This window comes from Streptomyces sp. NPDC013157, from assembly GCF_042899865.1.
Classification (GTDB): Bacteria; Actinomycetota; Actinomycetes; order Streptomycetales; family Streptomycetaceae; genus Streptomyces.
Window position 1 is genome coordinate 115,427 of record NZ_JBIBAK010000020.1, and the last position, 16,349, is coordinate 131,775.

Consider the following 16,349-nt stretch of genomic DNA (forward strand, 5'->3'; position numbering starts at 1 on the left):
GGGCTTCCGTCCCCTGCGAAGGGGTCTAGCGGAGGGTGCGGAAGCCGCTGCGGAGCTCGCCGACGAGGAGCTCGGGCTGTTCCCAGGCGGCGAAGTGCCCGCCCTTGGGGAGCCGGTTGAAGTGGACGAGGTTCGGATAGGCCTCCCTGGCCCAGCTCTCCGGCGCCTGGTAGAGCTCGTCGGGGAAGACACTGACGGCCACGGGGAGCTGCACACCCTTCGCGCCGAAGAAGGGAGTGGTGTTCTCGGCGTAGAGGCGGGCGGCCGAGACGGCGGTGTTCGTCAGCCAGAAGAGCGTGACGTTGTCCAGGACGTCGTCCCGCGTCAGCCCTTCCCGTACGCCGTCGAAGGCGCGCGTGATCAGCGCCAGGCTCTTCGTGTCGTGATCGAGCAGGAACGCCGCCAGGCCGACGGGCGAGTCCGCGAGGCCGGTCAGGGACTGCGGACGCGAGCCCATCATGTAGGCGTAGTAGACGTGCCGGTACACGAAGTCCAGCTGCTCGACGGCGCGCTTCTGCTCGTCGTCGGCGAGGACGACGTCGTCCGGAAGCGGGTTTCCGGCGACGATCGCCAGTTCGATGCCCGGCGGGATGACCTTGGGCATGTTGGTGTGGATACCGACCAGCCCCGCCGGCTCCTGCACACCCATGAGGTCGGTGACGACGGCGCCCCAGTCGCCACCCTGCGCCACGTACTTCGTGTAGCCGAGGCGCTTCATCAGCTCACCCCAGGCCCGGGCGATGCGCTCCGGGCCCCAGCCCTTGGCCGTGGGCTTGCCCGAGAAGCCGTAGCCGGGCATCGAAGGGATGACCACGTGGAACGCGTCCTCGGCGGAGCCGCCGTGCGCCGTGGGATCGGTGAGCGGCTCGATGATCTTCAGCTGCTCGATGACCGAGCCAGGCCAGCCGTGCGTGACGATCACCGGCAGCGCGTTCTCGTGCTTCGAGCGGACGTGGAGGAAGTGGATGTCCAGTCCGTCGATCTCGGTGATGAACTGCGGATAGGAGTTCAGCCGTGCCTCGACCTTGCGCCAGTCGTACTCCGTGGCCCAGTAGCGCGCCAGTTCCTTGACGGTGGCGAGCTGGGTGCCCTGCGACTGGTCGGCAACGGTCTCCTTCTCGGGGAAGCGCGTCGCGGCGACGCGCGCACGCAGGTCCTGGAGCTCCGACTCGGGGAACTCGCAGGTGAACGGGCGGATGGCCGCCGCTGCTGAGGTGTCAGACATGTGGGGGTGCGTCTTCCGTGTTCGATCGGCGGCCCGGTGCCGCCGGCTCGTCCACAGTGCTGCAGATCTACGCGCGTCACCCCAGGGAGAACCCCGGGGTGTCCCCCGTGGCCGGATCCCGGGTACGACAAAGCACAGAAACCCGCCCGAAGAACTCGAAAGGAATACCTTTGACATGACGTGCCGAAGTGGCGTTCCGGGTGTTCCAGGAAGATCAACCCATGGATGCACAGACCATCGATCCGCGGGTCGCCCTGCGGGGCCGGCGGCGTGAGCTGGCCGCACTGGACCAGGTACTGGCGACCGTGCGGGCGGGCCACAGCGCGGTCCTGGTGCTGCGCGGCGAGGCCGGGATCGGCAAGACCGCGCTGCTGGACTGCGCGGCCGGCCGGGCCGCCGGGTTCCGCGTGCTCCGTGTCGCGGGCGTGGAGACGGAGATGGAGCTTCCCTTCGCGAGCCTCCATCAGCTCTGTGCGCCCTTGCTGGGCGGGGCTCACCGGCTGCCCGGTCCGCAGCGCGCCGCACTGTCCGTGGCCTTCGGACTGCAGGACGGCAAGGTACCGAACCGGTTCCTGGTGGGGCTGGCCGTGCTCGGACTGCTCGCCGACACCGCCAAGGAGCGCCGGCTGGCCTGCCTCGTCGACGATGCGCAGTGGCTGGACGAGGAATCCCTGCACGTGCTCGGATTCGTGGCCAGACGGCTGGCAGCCGAGTCGGTGGCCTTGGTCTTCGCCCTGCGGGACGCCGACGGCGGCCGTGAGGTGGCCGGCCTGCCGGAACTGACGGTCGAGGGCCTTGGCGAGTCCGACGCGCGTGCCCTGCTCGCTTCGGCGGTGCACGTGCCGCTCGACCCTCTGGTACGGGACCGGATGGTCGCCGAGACGCGCGGCAATCCGATGGCCCTCCTGCAACTGCCGCGCGCGCTGACGCCCGCCGAGCTGGCAGGCGGCTTCTGGCTGCCCGGCAGACGTCCTTTGGCAAGCCATATCGAAAGCGCCGTTCACCGGCGGTTCCGATCGCTTCCGGCGGACACCCGACGGCTTCTGCTGACAGCCGCGGCCGAGCCCACCGGAGATCTGGACCTGCTGTGGCGCGCGGCCGGTCTGCAAGGGATACCGGCGCACGCCGGAGCACCCGCCGAGGACGCGGGACTGGTCGAGTTCGGCACCAGGGTGCGATTCCACCACCCCCTGGTGCGCTCGGCCGTCTACCGGCGGGCCGCCGCGCAGGAACGCCGGGCGGCGCACCGGGCACTCGCGGAGGCGACGGATGCTCCCCTGGATCCTGATCGCAGGGCCTGGCATCGTGCTCATGCCGCGCCCCGGCCCGACGAGGACATCGCCGTCGACCTGGAGCGCTGTGCCGACCGGGCCCAGGGCAGGGGCGGCATCGCCGCGGCGGCCGCGTTCCTGCGCCAGGCGGCGGAGCTCACTCCCGATCCCGCGCGGCGGGTGGCCCGCGCACTGGTCGCCGCCCAGGCCCACATCGACGCCGGAGCAACCGACCAGGCGTACACCCTGCTGGCCGACGCGGAGACCGGTCCCCTCGACGACCTTGGGCGTGCCCGCCTCGAGCGGCTGCGAGCCCGGCTGACCTTCTCCCGGGTGCGGGGCGGCGCCGCGCCCCGGCTCCTGCTCGACGCCGCGAACCGGCTGGCACCTCTCGACGCGGCCCTTGCCCGCGACACCCTCCTGGAGACGTTCGGCGCGGTGATCTTCGCCGGTCGTCTCGGTGACGGGCCCGGGCTGCGGGAAGTGGCCGAGGCAGCCCGCTCCGGCCCACCGCCGCGGACGCCGCCGCGGATGGTCGACGTGCTGGTGGACGGCATCGCCGGCCGGATCCTCGACGGCCACGAGAGGGGCACAGCCGCTCTCAGGCAAGCACTGCGCATCGTCCGGCAGGAGCTGAGAGCCGGCGCGACGGATGCTGACCGGCACAGGTTGTGGCTCGCGTTCCGGGTGACACCCGAGCCACTCGCACCCGAGCTGTGGGACGACGGCGCATGGCATGAGGTGGCGGTGACCGCCGTCGCTCTCGCCCGTCAGGCTGGGGCGCTCGCCGTCCTGCCCATGGCACTGACCTATCAGGCGTGCTCCCACGTCGAGGCCGGTGAATTCGACACCGCGGCGGATCTGATCGACGAGGCCACCGCGATCTCGGACGCGGTGGGCGGCGTACCCATGATGCACACGTCGCTGATGCTCGCCGCCTGGCGGGGACAGACGCAGCCGGCCATGGCACTGATCGGGACCACCGTCGACGAAGTGCGTCCCAGGGGTGAGGGGCGCGTGCTCGGCATGGCCGAGTACGCCACCGCGCTGCTGTACAACGGACTCGGCCGCTACGACGACGCGCTGGCAGCCGCGACGCGCGCATGCCGGTACGAGGACCTGGGCCTGTTCGGGTGGGCGCTGGCCGAACTGGTCGAGGCGGCCGCCCGCAGCGGGCGCACGGAGGCGGGCGCGGCGGCGCTGGAGGATCTCACCGAGCGCACCCGTGCGAGCGGTACCGAGTGGGCCCTGGGCACAGGGGCCTGCTCGCAAGCGTTGCTGAGCGACGACCGGACCGCGGAAGCGCTCTACCAGGAGGCGATCGAGCGTCTCGGACACTCCCGCGTGGCGGTCCAGCTGGCCCGCACCCGTCTTCTGTACGGCGAGTGGCTACGGCGCCGGAACCGCCGTCAGGAAGGCCGCGTCCAACTGCGCTCCGCCTACGAGGCGTTCAGCCGGTTCGGAGCCGACGCCTTCGCCGACCGCGCCCGCCGGGAACTGCTGGCGACCGGCGAGACCGTTCGCAGGCGAACGGCCGGGGCGGGCGTCGGACTCACCAGCCAGGAGGCCCAGATCGCCAGGCTGGCCGGGGACCACACCAACTCCGAGATCGCCGCCCAGCTGTTCATCAGCCCCCGCACGGTGGAGTGGCACCTCGGCAACGTCTTCGCCAAGCTCGGTGTGAGCTCCCGCCGGCACCTTCGCTCGGCGCTGTCCCCTCCGGGGACGGGCACGCCCTGAGTCCGATCGTGTCAGGGGCGCAACTCGCCCAGGGCCGTGTCCAGGTCGCGCCACAGGTCGTCCACGTCCTCCAGCCCGACCGACAGGCGCAGCAGCCGGTCGCTCACCCCGGCGCCGCGGCGGTCTCTCTCGTCGATGACGCGGTGGCTGATGGAGGCCGGGTGCTGGATGAGGGTGTCGACGCTGCCGAGGCTGACGGCGGGGGTGATCAGGCGGACCCGGGCGACGACCTCGTGCGGGTCGTCGTAGACCTCGAAGGCGATCATCGCGCCGCCCAGCCGTGGGTAGTGGACGCGGGCGACGCGCGGGTCGGCGGTGAGGCGGTGGGCCAGTTCGGCGGCGGTGGCGGAGGCGGCGCGGACCCGGACCGGGAGGGTGGACAGGCCGCGCAGCAGCAGGTAGCCGGCGAGCGGGTGCAGGACGCCGCCGGTGGCGAATCGTATCTTCCGGAGCTGCCCGGCGAACTCCTCGTCGCAGGCGACCACTCCGCCGAGCACGTCGCCGTGGCCGCCGAGGTACTTGGTGGCGCTGTGCAGCACCAGCCGGGCGCCGAGTTCGGCGGGGCGTTGCAGCACGGGCGTGGCGAAGGTGTTGTCGGCGAGCAGCGGCACCGTGCCGCAGGCGTGGGCGACGGCCCGCAGGTCGAGTTCGGCGAGGGTCGGGTTGGCCGGGGACTCGACCAGCACCAGGCCGGTGTCGGGGCGCAGCGCGTCGGTGATCCCGGCCGGGTCGGTCCACGTGACCTCGGTGCCGAGGAGGCCGGCGGTGAGCAGGTGGTCGCTGCAGCCGTACAGGGGCCGTACCGCGACGACATGGCGCAGGCCGGCGGCCGCGCGGGCTAGGAGGACGGCGGTCAGGGCGGCCATGCCGCTGGCGAAGGCGACCGCGGCCCCGGTGCCCTCCAGGCGGGCCAGGGCGGTCTCGAAGCGGGCGACCGTCGGGTTGCCGAGGCGTCCGTAGACCGGCGGTCCCGCCGGGTCCGCGCCGTCGGCGGCGAAGGCGTCGATCCGGGCCGCCTCGGCTCTGCTGTCGTACGACGGGTAGGTGGTGGACAGGTCGATCGGCGCGGCGTGCAGGCCCTGCCGGGCGAGGTCGTCGCGGCCGGCGTGCACGGCCTCGGTGGCGAGGGCGCGCGGTGTGCGGGAGACGGGGCCGCGGACGGGCGCCGGGTCGTCGTAGGTGCTTGCTGCGTCCATGACGGCAGGGTGAACAACCGACGGGGTGCGCGCGGGGAACCCCGTGTTACGTTCGGGCCGTGGCCGATTCTGTCGTACTGGATCCGGTCGATCTGCATCTGCTGCGGCTGCTGCAGAACGACGCCCGGACCACCTACCGCGATCTCGCCGCCCAGGTGGGCGTGGCGCCGTCGACCTGTCTGGACCGGGTGACCCGGCTGCGCCGCTCCGGGGTGATCCTCGGGCACCGCCTCGAACTCGATCCGGCCAAGCTCGGGCGCGGCCTGGAGGCGCTGCTGTCGGTGCAGGTCAGGCCGCACCGGAGGGAGTTGGTGGGACCGTTCGTGGAGCGGATCCGGGCGCTGCCGGAGTCGCGGACGGTGTTCCACCTCACCGGTCCCGACGACTATCTCGTCCACGTGGCCGTGGCGGACATGACGGATCTGCAACGGCTCGTCCTGGACGAGTTCACCGCCCGTCGGGAAGTGGCCCGGGTGGAGACCCGGCTGATCTTCCAGCAATGGGAGTGCGGGCCGCTGCTTCCGCCGGTGCCGTCGGTTCAATCCCCGTGACGGGCGGCGGTCCGTCGTACGAGGATGGACCGCATGTCACAGACCAGCAACCCGCTGCCCCGTCAGGTCGCCGACGCCTTCGTCGACGCACTCATCGCCCTCGATCCGATCACCGGTACCTTCCTCGGCGACAAGGGAAGTTCGGGCCGGCTGCCCGACACCTCGCCGGCCGGCGCGGAGGCGCTCGCCCGGCTCCAGCGCGACACGCTCGCCAGGCTCGACGAGGCCGAACGGCAGCCCGGTGCCGACAGTGACATCGAGCGTCGCTGCGCCCGTCTGCTGCGCGAGCGGCTCAGCGCCTCCCTCGCCGTGCACGAGGCCGACGAGAGCCTGCGCTCGGTCAGCAACCTGAGCTCGGCCGCGCACGCGGTGCGCCAGGTGTTCACGGTGACGCCCACCGCCACCGAGGAGGACTGGACGGCGGTCGCCGAGCGGCTGCGTGCGGTGCCGGCCGCGTTGGAGGGCTACCGGCAGTCCCTCGAACTCGGCCTGGAGCGGAAGCTGTACGCCGGTCCACGCGCCACCGCGACCTTCGTCGGGCAGCTCGGCGAGTGGGCCGACACGGGTGCCGGCAAGGGCTGGTTCGAGCAGTTCGCGGCGTCCGGGCCCGAGGCGCTGCGCACAGAGCTGGACGAGGCGGCGCGCTCCGCCACCGAGGCCGTGGTGGCGCTGCGCGACTGGATGCGGGACGTGTACGCGCCGGCGGTCGAGGGCGCGCCGGACGTGGCGGGCCGGGAGCGGTACGCCCGCTGGGTGCGCTACTTCAACGGCACCGACCTCGATCTGGACGAGGCGTACGCGTACGGCTGGTCCGAGTACCACCGGCTGCTCGGCGAGATGAAGGCCGAGGCCGAGAAGATCCTGCCCGGCGCGGCCACGCCGTGGGTGGCGCTGGCGCACCTGGACGAGCAGGGCACCCACATCGAGGGCGTCGACCAGGTACGCGGCTGGCTGCAGTCCGTGATGGACGAGGCCATCGAGAAGCTGGACGGCACCCATTTCGACCTGGCCGAGCGGGTGCGCCGGGTGGAGTCCCGGATCGCTCCGCCCGGCAGCGCGGCGGCGCCGTACTACACACCGCCGTCGGACGACTTCTCGCGCCCGGGCATCACCTGGCTGCCGACCATGGGCCAGACCCGGTTCCCGGTCTACGACCTGGTGTCGACCTGGTACCACGAGGGCGTGCCCGGCCACCACCTGCAGCTGGCGCAGTGGAAGCACGTCGCCGAGAACCTCTCCCGCTACCAGGCCAGCGTGGGCATGGTCAGCGCCAACGCCGAGGGCTGGGCGCTGTACGCGGAGCGGCTGATGGACGAACTGGGCTTCCTCACCGACCCGGAGCGCCGCCTCGGCTACCTGGACGCGCAGATGATGCGGGCCGCGAGGGTCATCATCGACATCGGCATGCACCTGGAGCTGACGATCCCGGACGACTCCCCCTTCCACCCCGGGGAGCGCTGGACGCCCGCGCTGGCCCAGGAGTTCTTCGGCGCGCACAGCAGCCGGCCCGCGGACTTCGTGGAGAGCGAGCTGACCCGCTACCTGTCCATGCCGGGGCAGGCCATCGGCTACAAGCTGGGCGAGCGGGCCTGGCTGCTGGGCCGGGAGCAGGCCCGGGAGCGGCAGGGCACCGGCTTCGACCTCAAGTCCTGGCACATGGCGGCCCTCTCCCAGGGCTCGCTGGGCCTGGACGACCTGGTGGACGAGCTGTCCCAGCTCTGACGGGTCGGGCCCGCGCCTGACGGAGCGGCGGCACCGAGCGGGCGCCCACTGCCGGTGTGCGCCCGCCGGCAGCCGTGACCGGGTCGACGCGGTCTGCCGTTCGGAGGTGCTCCGGTGGCGGCGGGCGGAGGCAGCGGGCTTGCTGGTGCCGGGGCCACCGGACCAGGAAGCGAGCCGCGGATGCAGACCTCCACGCACCCGAGGGAGCCGTTGCAGACCCCCCGTGCAGCCGGTGCGGCCGGGATCGTGTTCGCGCTGCTGCTCGCCGCGGCCATCGTGCTGATCCGGCTGGGCATCCCGCAGGGCGCGGCCGCGGTCGCCGCCCAGCCGCCGGATCCCGCCCGGCGCAGCGCCGTCCAGGCGGCCCTCGCCCTGGTGCCGTTCGCGGGCATCTTCTTCCTGTGGTTCATCGGCGCCGTCCGCTCGCACATCGGCGACGCCGAGGACCGGTTCATGGCCACCGTGTTCCTCGGCAGCGGCCTGCTCTTCACGGCCATGATGTTCGGCGGCGCCGCGGCGGCCGCGGCCGTGCTTGCCACCGCGCATCCGGCGGGTACGTCGCCCTCCCGGCCCGCCTGGGACTTCGGCCAGCACCTGGCGTACACGCTGATGATCGGGTACGCGATGCGGATGGCGGCCGTGTTCACCTGCTCCGCGTCGGTGATCGGGCACCGCCTGGGCATCATGCCCCGCCCGCTCACGGTGCTGGGCCTGCTCGTCACCCTGGTGCTGCTGTTCGTCTCGCCCAATGTGCCCTGGTCCGAGCTGGTGTTCCCGGCCTGGTCGCTGCTGCTCGGCCTGCACATCATCGTGGCGGGCTTCCGTCGCTCCACCGCGGCCCCGGCGGCCTGACGGCTCGCTCACCCGATCGGCGGCCCCGGCGGGCGACGGCGGGACCGGGCTCCCATGCTGGCGTACGGGGAGTTCTCCGCCGTCCGGGGCTGGATCGACGGACCGCGGTACGCACCGGACCTGGCCACCGGAAGGGCGGAGCCATGATGCGCCTTGTCGTCGACCTCAACAGATGTCAGGGATACGCGCAGTGCGCGTTCCTCGCTCCGGACGTCTTCGCCATGCACGGCGAGGAATCCCTCGTCTACAACCCGCAGGCCGAGCAGGAGCACCGGGAGCGGGTGGCGCGGGCCGTCGCCGCCTGCCCGGTGCAGGCAATCACCGCCGACGGCCTGGACGGATTCGCGGGAGGGGCATCCGATGCCGCCCACTGACTATCTCGACTGGTTGCGGCGCGAGGGCCGGATCGTCGTCGTGGGCGCCTCGCTCGCCGGGCTGCGGGGTGCCGAGACGCTGCGTGCGGAGGGGTTCACCGGCGAACTCACCATGATCGGCGACGAGCCGTACGAGCCCTACGACCGGCCGCCGCTGTCCAAGGCGGTGCTGCTCGGCAGGGCGGTCCCGCACCACACCGCGCTGCCGCACCGAGGGGAGATCGACGCGAAGTGGCGGCTGGGCGTCGCGGCGACGGGTCTCGACGTCGAGGCCAAACGGGTGCGGCTGGCCGACGGCGACGAGGTCGAGTACGACCGCCTGCTGATCGCGACCGGGGTGCGGGCCCGGCCCTGGCCCAAGGAGGACGAGGCCCGGCTGGAGGGCGTGTTCACGCTGCGCACCCGGGACGACGCGGCGGCGCTGCTGCGGCGGCTGAAGGCCGGCCCGCGCCGGGTGTTCGTGATCGGCGCCGGGTTCACCGGGTCGGAGATCGCCTCGGCCTGCCGGGAGCAGGGGATCGCGGTCACCGTCGCGGAACGCGCGGGCGCACCGCTGGTGGGCGCCCTCGGCGGGGTGATCGGCGCGGTGGCGGCCGAGATGCACCGCGAGAACGGCGTGGACCTGCGCACCGGCGTCCAGGTCACCGCCTTGGAGGGCGACCCGGCCGGGCGGGTGCGGGCGGTCCATCTGTCCGACGAGTCCGTCGTCGAGGCGGACGTGGTGATCGTGTCGCTCGGCGCGGTCCGCAACACCGACTGGCTGGCCGGTTCCGGTCTCGGCGCGGGCCCGCGGGGCATCGCCTGCGACGCGGGCTGCCGTGCCTTCGACTTCCGGGGCATCGTCACCGACGACATCTTCGTCGCCGGCGATGTCGCCCGGTCGCCGCACGCGCTGTTCGGCTACCAGTTCCTGTCGCTGGAGCACTGGGGCAACGCGGTCGCCCAGGCCGAGACCGCCGCCCACAACATGATCAGCCCGAGTGCCGAGCGGCGACCGCATCTGTGGGTGCCGGCGTTCTGGTCGTCGCAGTTCGGGGTGAACATCAAGTCGGTCGGGGTGCCGCCGATGGGCGAGCAGATCATGATCACCCAGGGTTCGCTGGCCGAGCGCCGGTTCGTCGGGGTGTACGGCTACCAGGGCCGGACGATCGCCGCGGTGAGTTTCGACAACACGCGGTGGCTGGAGTTCTACCAGCGGCAGATCGAGAGGGCCGCGCCGTTCCCGGTGGAGTTCCCGACCGTGGACCGCCGTCCCGAGGGACGGGTGCCGGTCGACGCGGACTTCCCGGACCCGGCCCTGCCCACGCACGCCCCCATGGTGACCCTCAGCGGCTACTCGCCGACCGACACGCAGCTGGTCTTCCACCCCGCCCGCCACTGACCGCGACCCGGCCCCGACGCTCCAAGGAACTGTCATGACGCAGACCTCGATGTTGCGCCAGATCACCGACTTCGCGAACCGAGCCAACCCGTACCCGCTGTACGAGGAACTCCGCAAGACGCCGGTGCTGCACGAGGAGGAGGACGGCCCCTACCTCATCAGCACCTACCACGACATCGAGGCCCTGCTGCACGATCCGCGGATCAGCTCCGACGAGTCCAACGTGACCGCGGGCGGGGACGACGAGCTGTCCGGCCCGGAGGCGACGGGCCTGCCCCCGAGTTTCATCCGGCTCGACCCGCCGGAGCACGACCGGCTGCGCCGGATCGCCAACAGTTCCTTCGGGCCGCCGCACCGGCCGCGCCGGATCGACGGCATGCGGGGCCAGCTGGAGGAGATCGTCACCGAGCTGATCGACGGACTCGGGGACGCCCGGGAGATCGACCTGGTCGACCAGGTCGCCTACCCGTTCCCGGTCACCGTCATCTGCCGGCTGCTGGGCGTGCCGCGGGAGGACGAGCCGCGGTTCCGGGCCTGGGTCGACCCGATCGTGGCCGGCCTGGACCCCGACAGCCGCACGGCCGACGAGTCCGCGAAGACCGCGCAGGAGGCCCGGCTCCAGCTCGGCATGTACCTGAACGGGCTGGTGGAGCAGCGCGCCAAGGAGCCGCGCGAGGACATGCTGTCCGACCTGGTGCACAGTCACGGTCCGGACGGCGCGATGACGACGATGGAGGTGCTCAGCACCTCGGTGCTGCTGCTCATCGCCGGTCACGAGACGACGGTCAACCTCATCACCAACGGCATGCTGACGCTGCTGCGGTACCCGCAGTACCTGGAGCGGCTGCGCGACGACCCGGGGCTGTCGGTGCGGATCGTGGAGGAGCTGCTGCGCTACGAGCCGCCGGTGCAGCTGCTCCCGCAGCGCACCTGCATCGCCGATCTCGAGGTGCACGGGGTGACCATCCCCAAGGGGTCACGCATCTGGCTGATGCTGGGCGCCGGAAACCGGGACCCGCACCGGTTCACGGACCCCGACCGCTTCGACCCGGACCGCCAGGACATCCAGCACCTCGGCTTCGGCAGCGGCATCCACAGCTGCTTCGGCGCCCCGCTGGCCCGCCTGGAGGCCCAGATCGCGCTGTCCCAGCTGGCCCGCCGGCTCGACAACCCGCGCCTCGTCGAGGACCCGCCGCCCTATCGCCCCAACGCGGTACTGCGCGGCCCGCGCCACCTCGCCATCGCCGTCGACGGCATCAAGTGACGGTTCGTCAGGACGGGAGCCGGCGCAACTGCACGAGGCCCAGCCAGGTTTCCGGGCCAGGTCTGGTGTAGGCGGCGCGCACCGCGTAGGTGCCCGGCTCCAGCGGGACCCGCAGATGGTCCCCGCCTTCGGCCTCGCCGCCGGGCCAGGCGGAGTCGAACAGGACGACGGGGCCGGGGACCTGCCAGCGGATCTCGTTCTCCCACGCGGCTCCGTCGAGGGCGGCGGGCACCTGTGCCAGGAGTTCCTCCTCCGAGTTGGCGGCGGACCACCGTACGAAGGTGCCGTGGTCCGGCAGGAAGGACGTCGAGGCGGGTTCGTCGCCGAGGACCAGGGCGGTGCTGTCCCCGACCGGGAGCAGTCCGACGTAGCCGTCGACCTCGCAGGCCCGGTCGTAGTCGGTGGCCAGGTCCTCGCTGTCGGCGCCGGCCCAGAACGGCAGGACCGTCTCCGGGACCGCCACGAGCGGGCCGCCGCCCGACTCCACCCACTCCACCGCGCCTGGATCCGCATATCGAGTCATGGGGTGAACCTACACGGACAGCGAGGGCACAGGTTCGCCTCCGGGAATCAGCAACCGCAGTCGCCCGCGACGGGTGCGGTCAGCGGGTCCGGAGCGCGGCGCTCGCGGCCCTGCCAGGTCTCGAACTCGAAGCCCTCACGCACCCAGTACTCGAATCCGCCGAGCATCTCCTTGACCTGATAGCCGAGTTCGGCGAGCGCGAGGGCGGCGCGGGTGGCGCCGTTGCAGCCGGGACCCCAGCAGTACGTCACCACGGGCACGGCCTTGTCGAGGAGTTCGGCCGCCTGCCCGGGGATGAGCGCGGTGGGCAGGTGGACGGCGCCGGGGATGTGGCCCCGGTCCCAGGATTCGGTGGAGCGGGAGTCCAGGACGACGAAGCCGGGGTGACCGTCGGCGGCCAGGGCCGCGGCCACGTCGGAGACGTCGGCGTGGAAGGCGAGGCTCGCCCGGAAGTGGGCGGCGGCCTCGGCGGGTGCGGCGGGGGCGACGCGCAGGACGGGGTTGAGGGTGGTGCCGGTCATGTGGGCCCCTTTCGCCGGCCGCCGTCGGTGCGGCGGATCTCCATGGCCGCAAATCTACGAGGGTGACGGGGCGCCCTGAAGGTGTGATCCCCGGCCTCACCCTTGTCCGGCCGGGGATTCCCTGTTATCCATCCCGCATGACCGAGTTTTCCCCGGACGCCACCGACCGGCGCATCCTCGACGTCCTCCAGCGCGAGGGCCGGGCCAGCTTCGCCGAGCTGGCACGGGCCGTCGCGATGTCCCCGAGCGCGGTGACCGAGCGGGTGCGCCGGCTGGAAGAGGCGGGCGTGATCCAGGGGTACGCGGCGGTGGTCGACCCGGAGCGCCTCGGCCTGCCCATCCTCGCCTTCGTCCGGCTGCGCTACCCGAACGGCAACTACAAGCCCTTCCACGACCTGGTCGCCGCCACCCCCGAGATCCTGGAGGCGCACCACGTCACGGGCGACGACTGCTTCGTCCTCAAGGTCACCGCCCGCTCGATGCGCCACCTGGAGGAGGTCTCCGGCCGGATCGGCACGCTGGGCTCGGTGACGACGAGCGTCGTCTACTCGTCGCCGCTCCCCCGCCGGGCCGTCGGAACCCAGGCCGGGGCCCCGTAAGGGGCGCTGGGGGTGCCCCGGCCGAAGGCTGGGGGAGGAACTGCGCGACAGCCCCCACGACGCCGCGGTCGCCAGACGGCATATCGCGGCACTTCCGGCGGCGCGCTCAGACCCCGCGCTGCCGCAGAGCCGAGCCCGATCTCCCCTTCACCACCTCCAGTTGGGCGTGGATGCGACGGCGCAGATCGGCGACGTGGCTGACGATGCCGACGCTGCGGTCGCGTTCACGGAGCGAGTCGAGGACGTCGAGGACCTCGTCCAGGGTCTGGTCGTCGAGGCTGCCGAAGCCCTCGTCGATGAAGAGGGTGTCGAGGCGGACGCCGCCCGCCTCGTCGGTGACGACGTCCGCGAGGCCGAGGGCGAGCGCGAGGGAGGCGAAGAAGGTCTCGCCGCCGGAGAGGGTGGCGGTGTCCCGTTCGCGTCCGGTCCAGGCGTCGACGACGTGCAGTCCGAGGCCGCTGCGGCCGCGTCCGGTGCGGTCGTCGGAGTGGACCAGGGTGTAGCGGCCGGACGACATGCGCTGCAGGCGTACGGTGGCGGCGGCGGCGACCTGTTCCAGGCGGGCGGCGAGGACGTACGACTCCAGACGCATCCTGCGTTCGTTGTCGGCGGAGGTGCCGGCGGTGAGTCCGGCCAGGCGGGCCACCCGGTCGTACTCCTCGCGCAGCGGGGCGAGTTGCCGTACGCCCGCGGTGGCGCGGGCGGAGAGCCGGTCGAGTTCGGCGCAGCTGCGGGCGGCCCGGTCGCGGGCGGAGGCGGCGTCGCGCACCCGCCGGGCGGCCAGGGCGGCGGTGTGCTCCGCAGTGTCGAGGTCGGCGGCCGGCTGCCGGGCGGCGGCCGCGGTGTCGGTCTCCGCGAGGACCGCCCGTACTGCCGCCTCCTCGGACTGCCGTGCGTCCAGGCGCCGTTGCAGTTCGCGGTGGGCGGTGTCGTCGAGGAGGGCGGCGGCCGCGGCCTGCGGGGTGTCGAATCCGGCCCGGTAGGCGGCGTCGGCGAGCCGCGCGTCGGTGTCCTTCAGGTGCCGGGCGGTGTCCTCGGCGGCACGCGCCGTCTCGGCGGCGTCGGTGAGCAGCGCCACCTGCCGCTCCAGCTGTGCGGCCCGCGCGGACACGCTGGCGGCGCTCCCCCGGGCCTGGGCGAGCTCCTCTTCGAGGGCCGCCAGTTCCGCGTCGAGGCCCTCGCGGCGGGTCAGCCGTGCGGCGGCCCGGAGTTCGGCCTGCTGGCGCCCGGCCAGCCGGTGCTCGCGCTCCTGCTCGGCCAGCCGCAGCTCCTCGTGCGCCGCGTGCAGGCTGGAGCCCAGTCGTCGGGCCTGGGCGTACTCCCGCTCCAACCCGTCTGCCAGGGAGGCCAGTTGCGCGGTCGGGGTGTCGCCCGCCTCGGCGGTGGCTGCGGCCAGGGCCTCGCGTACGGTGCCGAGCCGCCGTTCGTCCCGGGCACGCTGCTCGTCGGCGCGCTGCAGGGCGGCGAGCGCGCGATCCTCGGCCTCGCGGTCGACATGGCCCGCGAACTTCTCGGCCGGCGCCGGGTGTTCGGTCGCCCCGCAGACCGCGCACGGCTCCCCCTCGGTGAGCTCCGCGGCCAGCTCGGCGGCGATGCCGTTCAGCCGCTGTTCCTTGAGGTCGAGCCAGTACGTCCGTGCCTCCACGGCCCGTTGCGCGGAGGCGAGGGCGGTGCGCTGGGCCTCGTCGGTGTCCCGGCCCAGCTCGTCCCGCAGCCGCGCCGCCTCCAGCCGCCGCCGGGCGGGGTCGCGCTGTACGGCGAGCTGCTCGGCGCGGGTCGCGGCCTCCTGGGCGGAGTCGACACGGGACTGGAGCCCCGCGCGCCTGGCGTCCCAGCCGGCGAGCCAGCCCGCGGCCTCGCGCAGGGCGTCCTCGTCGTCCCGCTCCTGCCGGTCGAGCCGGCCCCGCTCGTCGACGGCCTCGGCGAGCCGTCGCTCGGCCCGGCGCGCGGACTCCAGCCCGCCCAGCTCCTCGGCGGCCCGGCGGGCAGCGCCGGCGAGCCCTGCGGCACCGGCTCCCGCGAGGGTCTCCGGCAGCAGCGCCCGCGCGCGCACCTCGGCGGCGGCCGCTCTGCGGTGCTCCTCCTCGGCGGCGTCCCGCAGCTCCAGCGCCGGCGCCACCGCTTCCGCCTTCCGGGCCCGCTCCATGCGCGCCTGCGCCGCCCGGTGCTCCCCGGCCCGTTCCTCCAGCCGTACGGCCCGCTGCCGGGCCTCCTCGAACCGGGCCTGCAACCGCGCCAGTTCGCGTTCGCCGGTCAGTGCGCGGTCGGCGGCGAACTGGGCGGACTCGGCGGCGGTGAGCCGGCAGTGGGCGACGGTCAGGCGCTCCCGCGCGGTGCTGCGGGCCACGGCGGCGGCGGCGAGAACGGCCGAGGCCAGGCCGGGCTCGCCCGGGGCCAGCTCCGGCAGCTCCATCGCGTCGCCGGCCTCCTGCTGCATGCGGTGCGCGTCGGCCAGCAGGGCGGAGTCGCCGTCCCGGACCCGGGCCTCGGCCGTCTTCCGGCGCTCGGCGAGGCGCTTCTCGACGTCGGCGAAGCGCTGGGTGTCGAAGAGCCGGCCGAGCAGTTGGCCGCGCGCGCCGGCGTCGGCGCGCAGGAAGCGGGCGAAGTCGCCCTGCGGCAGCAGCACGACCTGGCAGAACTGCTCGCGGCTCATGCCGAGCAGCTGGGTGATCTCCTCGCCGATCTCCTGGTGGGAGCGGCTGAGGTCCTGCCAGCCGCGGGCCGTCGCGTCGTACTCGCGCAGCCAGGTCTGTGCCTTGTCCAGGGTGGTGCCCGCGCCGCGCTTCTTGGGCCGCTCCCAGGGCGGCTGCCGGGTGATCTCCAACCGGCGTCCGGCGACGGTGAGTTCGAGGCGTACCTCGGTACGGGTGGCCGGGTCGGCGTGGTCGCTGCGCAGGGTGAGGCCCTGGCCGGTCTGCCGGGCGCCGGGGACGGTGCCGTAGAGGGCATAGCAGACGGCGTCCAGGACGGAGGTCTTTCCAGCGCCGGTCGGGCCGTGCAGGAGGAAGAGCCCGGCGGCGGAGAGGGCGTCGAAGTCGACGCTCTGGGAGCCGCCGAAGGGCCCGAAGGCGGTGATGTCGAGCCGGTGGAGCCTCATGCGGCCGCCTCCGTGCAGGGGCTTGGGTGTGGG

General features: G+C 73.3%; 13 protein-coding genes. 8 read left to right on the top strand and 5 right to left on the bottom strand.

Features of this window, described 5'->3' with window-relative positions; genetic code table 11:
- Nucleotides 1-25: 25 nt before the first annotated feature.
- Nucleotides 26-1,225, bottom strand: a complete 1,200-nt coding sequence (locus ACFY6U_RS42950; protein WP_390047283.1) for an epoxide hydrolase family protein — start codon at nt 1,223-1,225, stop codon at nt 26-28.
- A 221-nt stretch (nt 1,226-1,446) separates the two neighbouring features.
- Between ACFY6U_RS42950 and ACFY6U_RS42955 the strand changes: the two genes are divergently transcribed.
- Nucleotides 1,447-4,236, top strand: a complete 2,790-nt coding sequence (locus ACFY6U_RS42955; RefSeq protein WP_390047285.1) for an AAA family ATPase — start codon at nt 1,447-1,449, stop codon at nt 4,234-4,236.
- Between the two features lie 11 nt (nt 4,237-4,247).
- Here the strand turns inward: ACFY6U_RS42955 and ACFY6U_RS42960 are convergent, their stop codons facing one another.
- Entirely contained in the window at nt 4,248-5,432 is a 1,185-nt protein-coding gene (locus ACFY6U_RS42960; protein WP_390047287.1) for a trans-sulfuration enzyme family protein, read from the bottom strand.
- Nucleotides 5,433-5,491: 59 nt separating this feature from the next.
- Between ACFY6U_RS42960 and ACFY6U_RS42965 the strand changes: the two genes are divergently transcribed.
- The 6 genes from ACFY6U_RS42965 (at nt 5,492) to ACFY6U_RS42990 (ending at nt 11,576) form a co-directional block, all read left to right on the top strand.
- Nucleotides 5,492-5,983 (top strand): Lrp/AsnC family transcriptional regulator, encoded by a 492-nt coding sequence (locus ACFY6U_RS42965; protein WP_351499255.1) that lies wholly within the window; start codon nt 5,492-5,494, stop codon nt 5,981-5,983.
- Nucleotides 5,984-6,016: 33 nt separating this feature from the next.
- Nucleotides 6,017-7,705: a DUF885 domain-containing protein gene (locus ACFY6U_RS42970; protein WP_390047290.1), complete on the top strand. Its 1,689-nt coding sequence runs from the start codon at nt 6,017-6,019 to the stop codon at nt 7,703-7,705.
- 180 nt (nt 7,706-7,885) lie between these two features.
- Nucleotides 7,886-8,557, top strand: coding sequence for a hypothetical protein (locus ACFY6U_RS42975; protein ID WP_390047292.1), 672 nt, complete (start codon nt 7,886-7,888; stop codon nt 8,555-8,557).
- Between the two features lie 146 nt (nt 8,558-8,703).
- On the top strand, nt 8,704-8,931 hold the full coding sequence (locus ACFY6U_RS42980; RefSeq protein ID WP_351499285.1) for a ferredoxin: 228 nt from the start codon (nt 8,704-8,706) through the stop codon (nt 8,929-8,931).
- Nucleotides 8,918-10,312 carry an FAD/NAD(P)-binding oxidoreductase gene (locus ACFY6U_RS42985; RefSeq protein WP_351499249.1) on the top strand — a complete coding sequence of 465 codons (1,395 nt, stop codon included), beginning with the start codon at nt 8,918-8,920 and terminating at the stop codon, nt 10,310-10,312. Before ACFY6U_RS42980 ends, ACFY6U_RS42985 begins: the two co-directional genes overlap by 14 nt.
- A 34-nt stretch (nt 10,313-10,346) precedes the next feature.
- Nucleotides 10,347-11,576, top strand: coding sequence for a cytochrome P450 (locus tag ACFY6U_RS42990; RefSeq protein WP_390047294.1), 1,230 nt, complete (start codon nt 10,347-10,349; stop codon nt 11,574-11,576).
- Nucleotides 11,577-11,583: 7 nt separating this feature from the next.
- Here ACFY6U_RS42990 and ACFY6U_RS42995 read toward each other — a convergent pair whose 3' ends face one another.
- The gene (locus ACFY6U_RS42995) at nt 11,584-12,099 is read right to left on the bottom strand and encodes an immunity 21 family protein (RefSeq protein WP_351499245.1); all 516 of its coding nucleotides are present in this window, start codon (nt 12,097-12,099) and stop codon (nt 11,584-11,586) included.
- A gap of 47 nt (nt 12,100-12,146) precedes the next feature.
- Nucleotides 12,147-12,620: a rhodanese-like domain-containing protein gene (locus ACFY6U_RS43000; protein ID WP_390047296.1), complete on the bottom strand. Its 474-nt coding sequence runs from the start codon at nt 12,618-12,620 to the stop codon at nt 12,147-12,149.
- Between the two features lie 137 nt (nt 12,621-12,757).
- Between ACFY6U_RS43000 and ACFY6U_RS43005 the strand changes: the two genes are divergently transcribed.
- A complete protein-coding gene (locus tag ACFY6U_RS43005; RefSeq protein WP_390047298.1) occupies nt 12,758-13,219 on the top strand; it encodes an Lrp/AsnC family transcriptional regulator in 462 nt (153 codons plus the stop codon).
- Nucleotides 13,220-13,325: 106 nt separating this feature from the next.
- Here ACFY6U_RS43005 and ACFY6U_RS43010 read toward each other — a convergent pair whose 3' ends face one another.
- Nucleotides 13,326-16,316: an AAA family ATPase gene (locus tag ACFY6U_RS43010; RefSeq protein WP_390047300.1), complete on the bottom strand. Its 2,991-nt coding sequence runs from the start codon at nt 16,314-16,316 to the stop codon at nt 13,326-13,328.
- Nucleotides 16,317-16,349: the final 33 nt, after the last annotated feature.

Excerpts from the sequence above, each read along its gene's own strand:
- ACFY6U_RS42955 (WP_390047285.1), top strand. The coding sequence starts at position 1,447 with ATGGATGCACAGACCATCGATCCGCGGGTCGCCCTGCGGGGCCGGCGG.
- ACFY6U_RS43000 (WP_390047296.1), bottom strand. The coding sequence starts at position 12,620 with ATGACCGGCACCACCCTCAACCCCGTCCTGCGCGTCGCCCCCGCCGCA.
- ACFY6U_RS42980 (WP_351499285.1), top strand. The coding sequence starts at position 8,704 with ATGCGCCTTGTCGTCGACCTCAACAGATGTCAGGGATACGCGCAGTGC.
- ACFY6U_RS42970 (WP_390047290.1), top strand. The coding sequence starts at position 6,017 with ATGTCACAGACCAGCAACCCGCTGCCCCGTCAGGTCGCCGACGCCTTC.
- ACFY6U_RS42975 (WP_390047292.1), top strand. The coding sequence starts at position 7,886 with ATGCAGACCTCCACGCACCCGAGGGAGCCGTTGCAGACCCCCCGTGCA.
- ACFY6U_RS43005 (WP_390047298.1), top strand. The coding sequence starts at position 12,758 with ATGACCGAGTTTTCCCCGGACGCCACCGACCGGCGCATCCTCGACGTC.
- ACFY6U_RS42950 (WP_390047283.1), bottom strand. The coding sequence starts at position 1,225 with ATGTCTGACACCTCAGCAGCGGCGGCCATCCGCCCGTTCACCTGCGAG.
- ACFY6U_RS42985 (WP_351499249.1), top strand. The coding sequence starts at position 8,918 with ATGCCGCCCACTGACTATCTCGACTGGTTGCGGCGCGAGGGCCGGATC.
- ACFY6U_RS42960 (WP_390047287.1), bottom strand. The coding sequence starts at position 5,432 with ATGGACGCAGCAAGCACCTACGACGACCCGGCGCCCGTCCGCGGCCCC.
- ACFY6U_RS43010 (WP_390047300.1), bottom strand. The coding sequence starts at position 16,316 with ATGAGGCTCCACCGGCTCGACATCACCGCCTTCGGGCCCTTCGGCGGC.
- ACFY6U_RS42995 (WP_351499245.1), bottom strand. The coding sequence starts at position 12,099 with ATGACTCGATATGCGGATCCAGGCGCGGTGGAGTGGGTGGAGTCGGGC.
- ACFY6U_RS42990 (WP_390047294.1), top strand. The coding sequence starts at position 10,347 with ATGACGCAGACCTCGATGTTGCGCCAGATCACCGACTTCGCGAACCGA.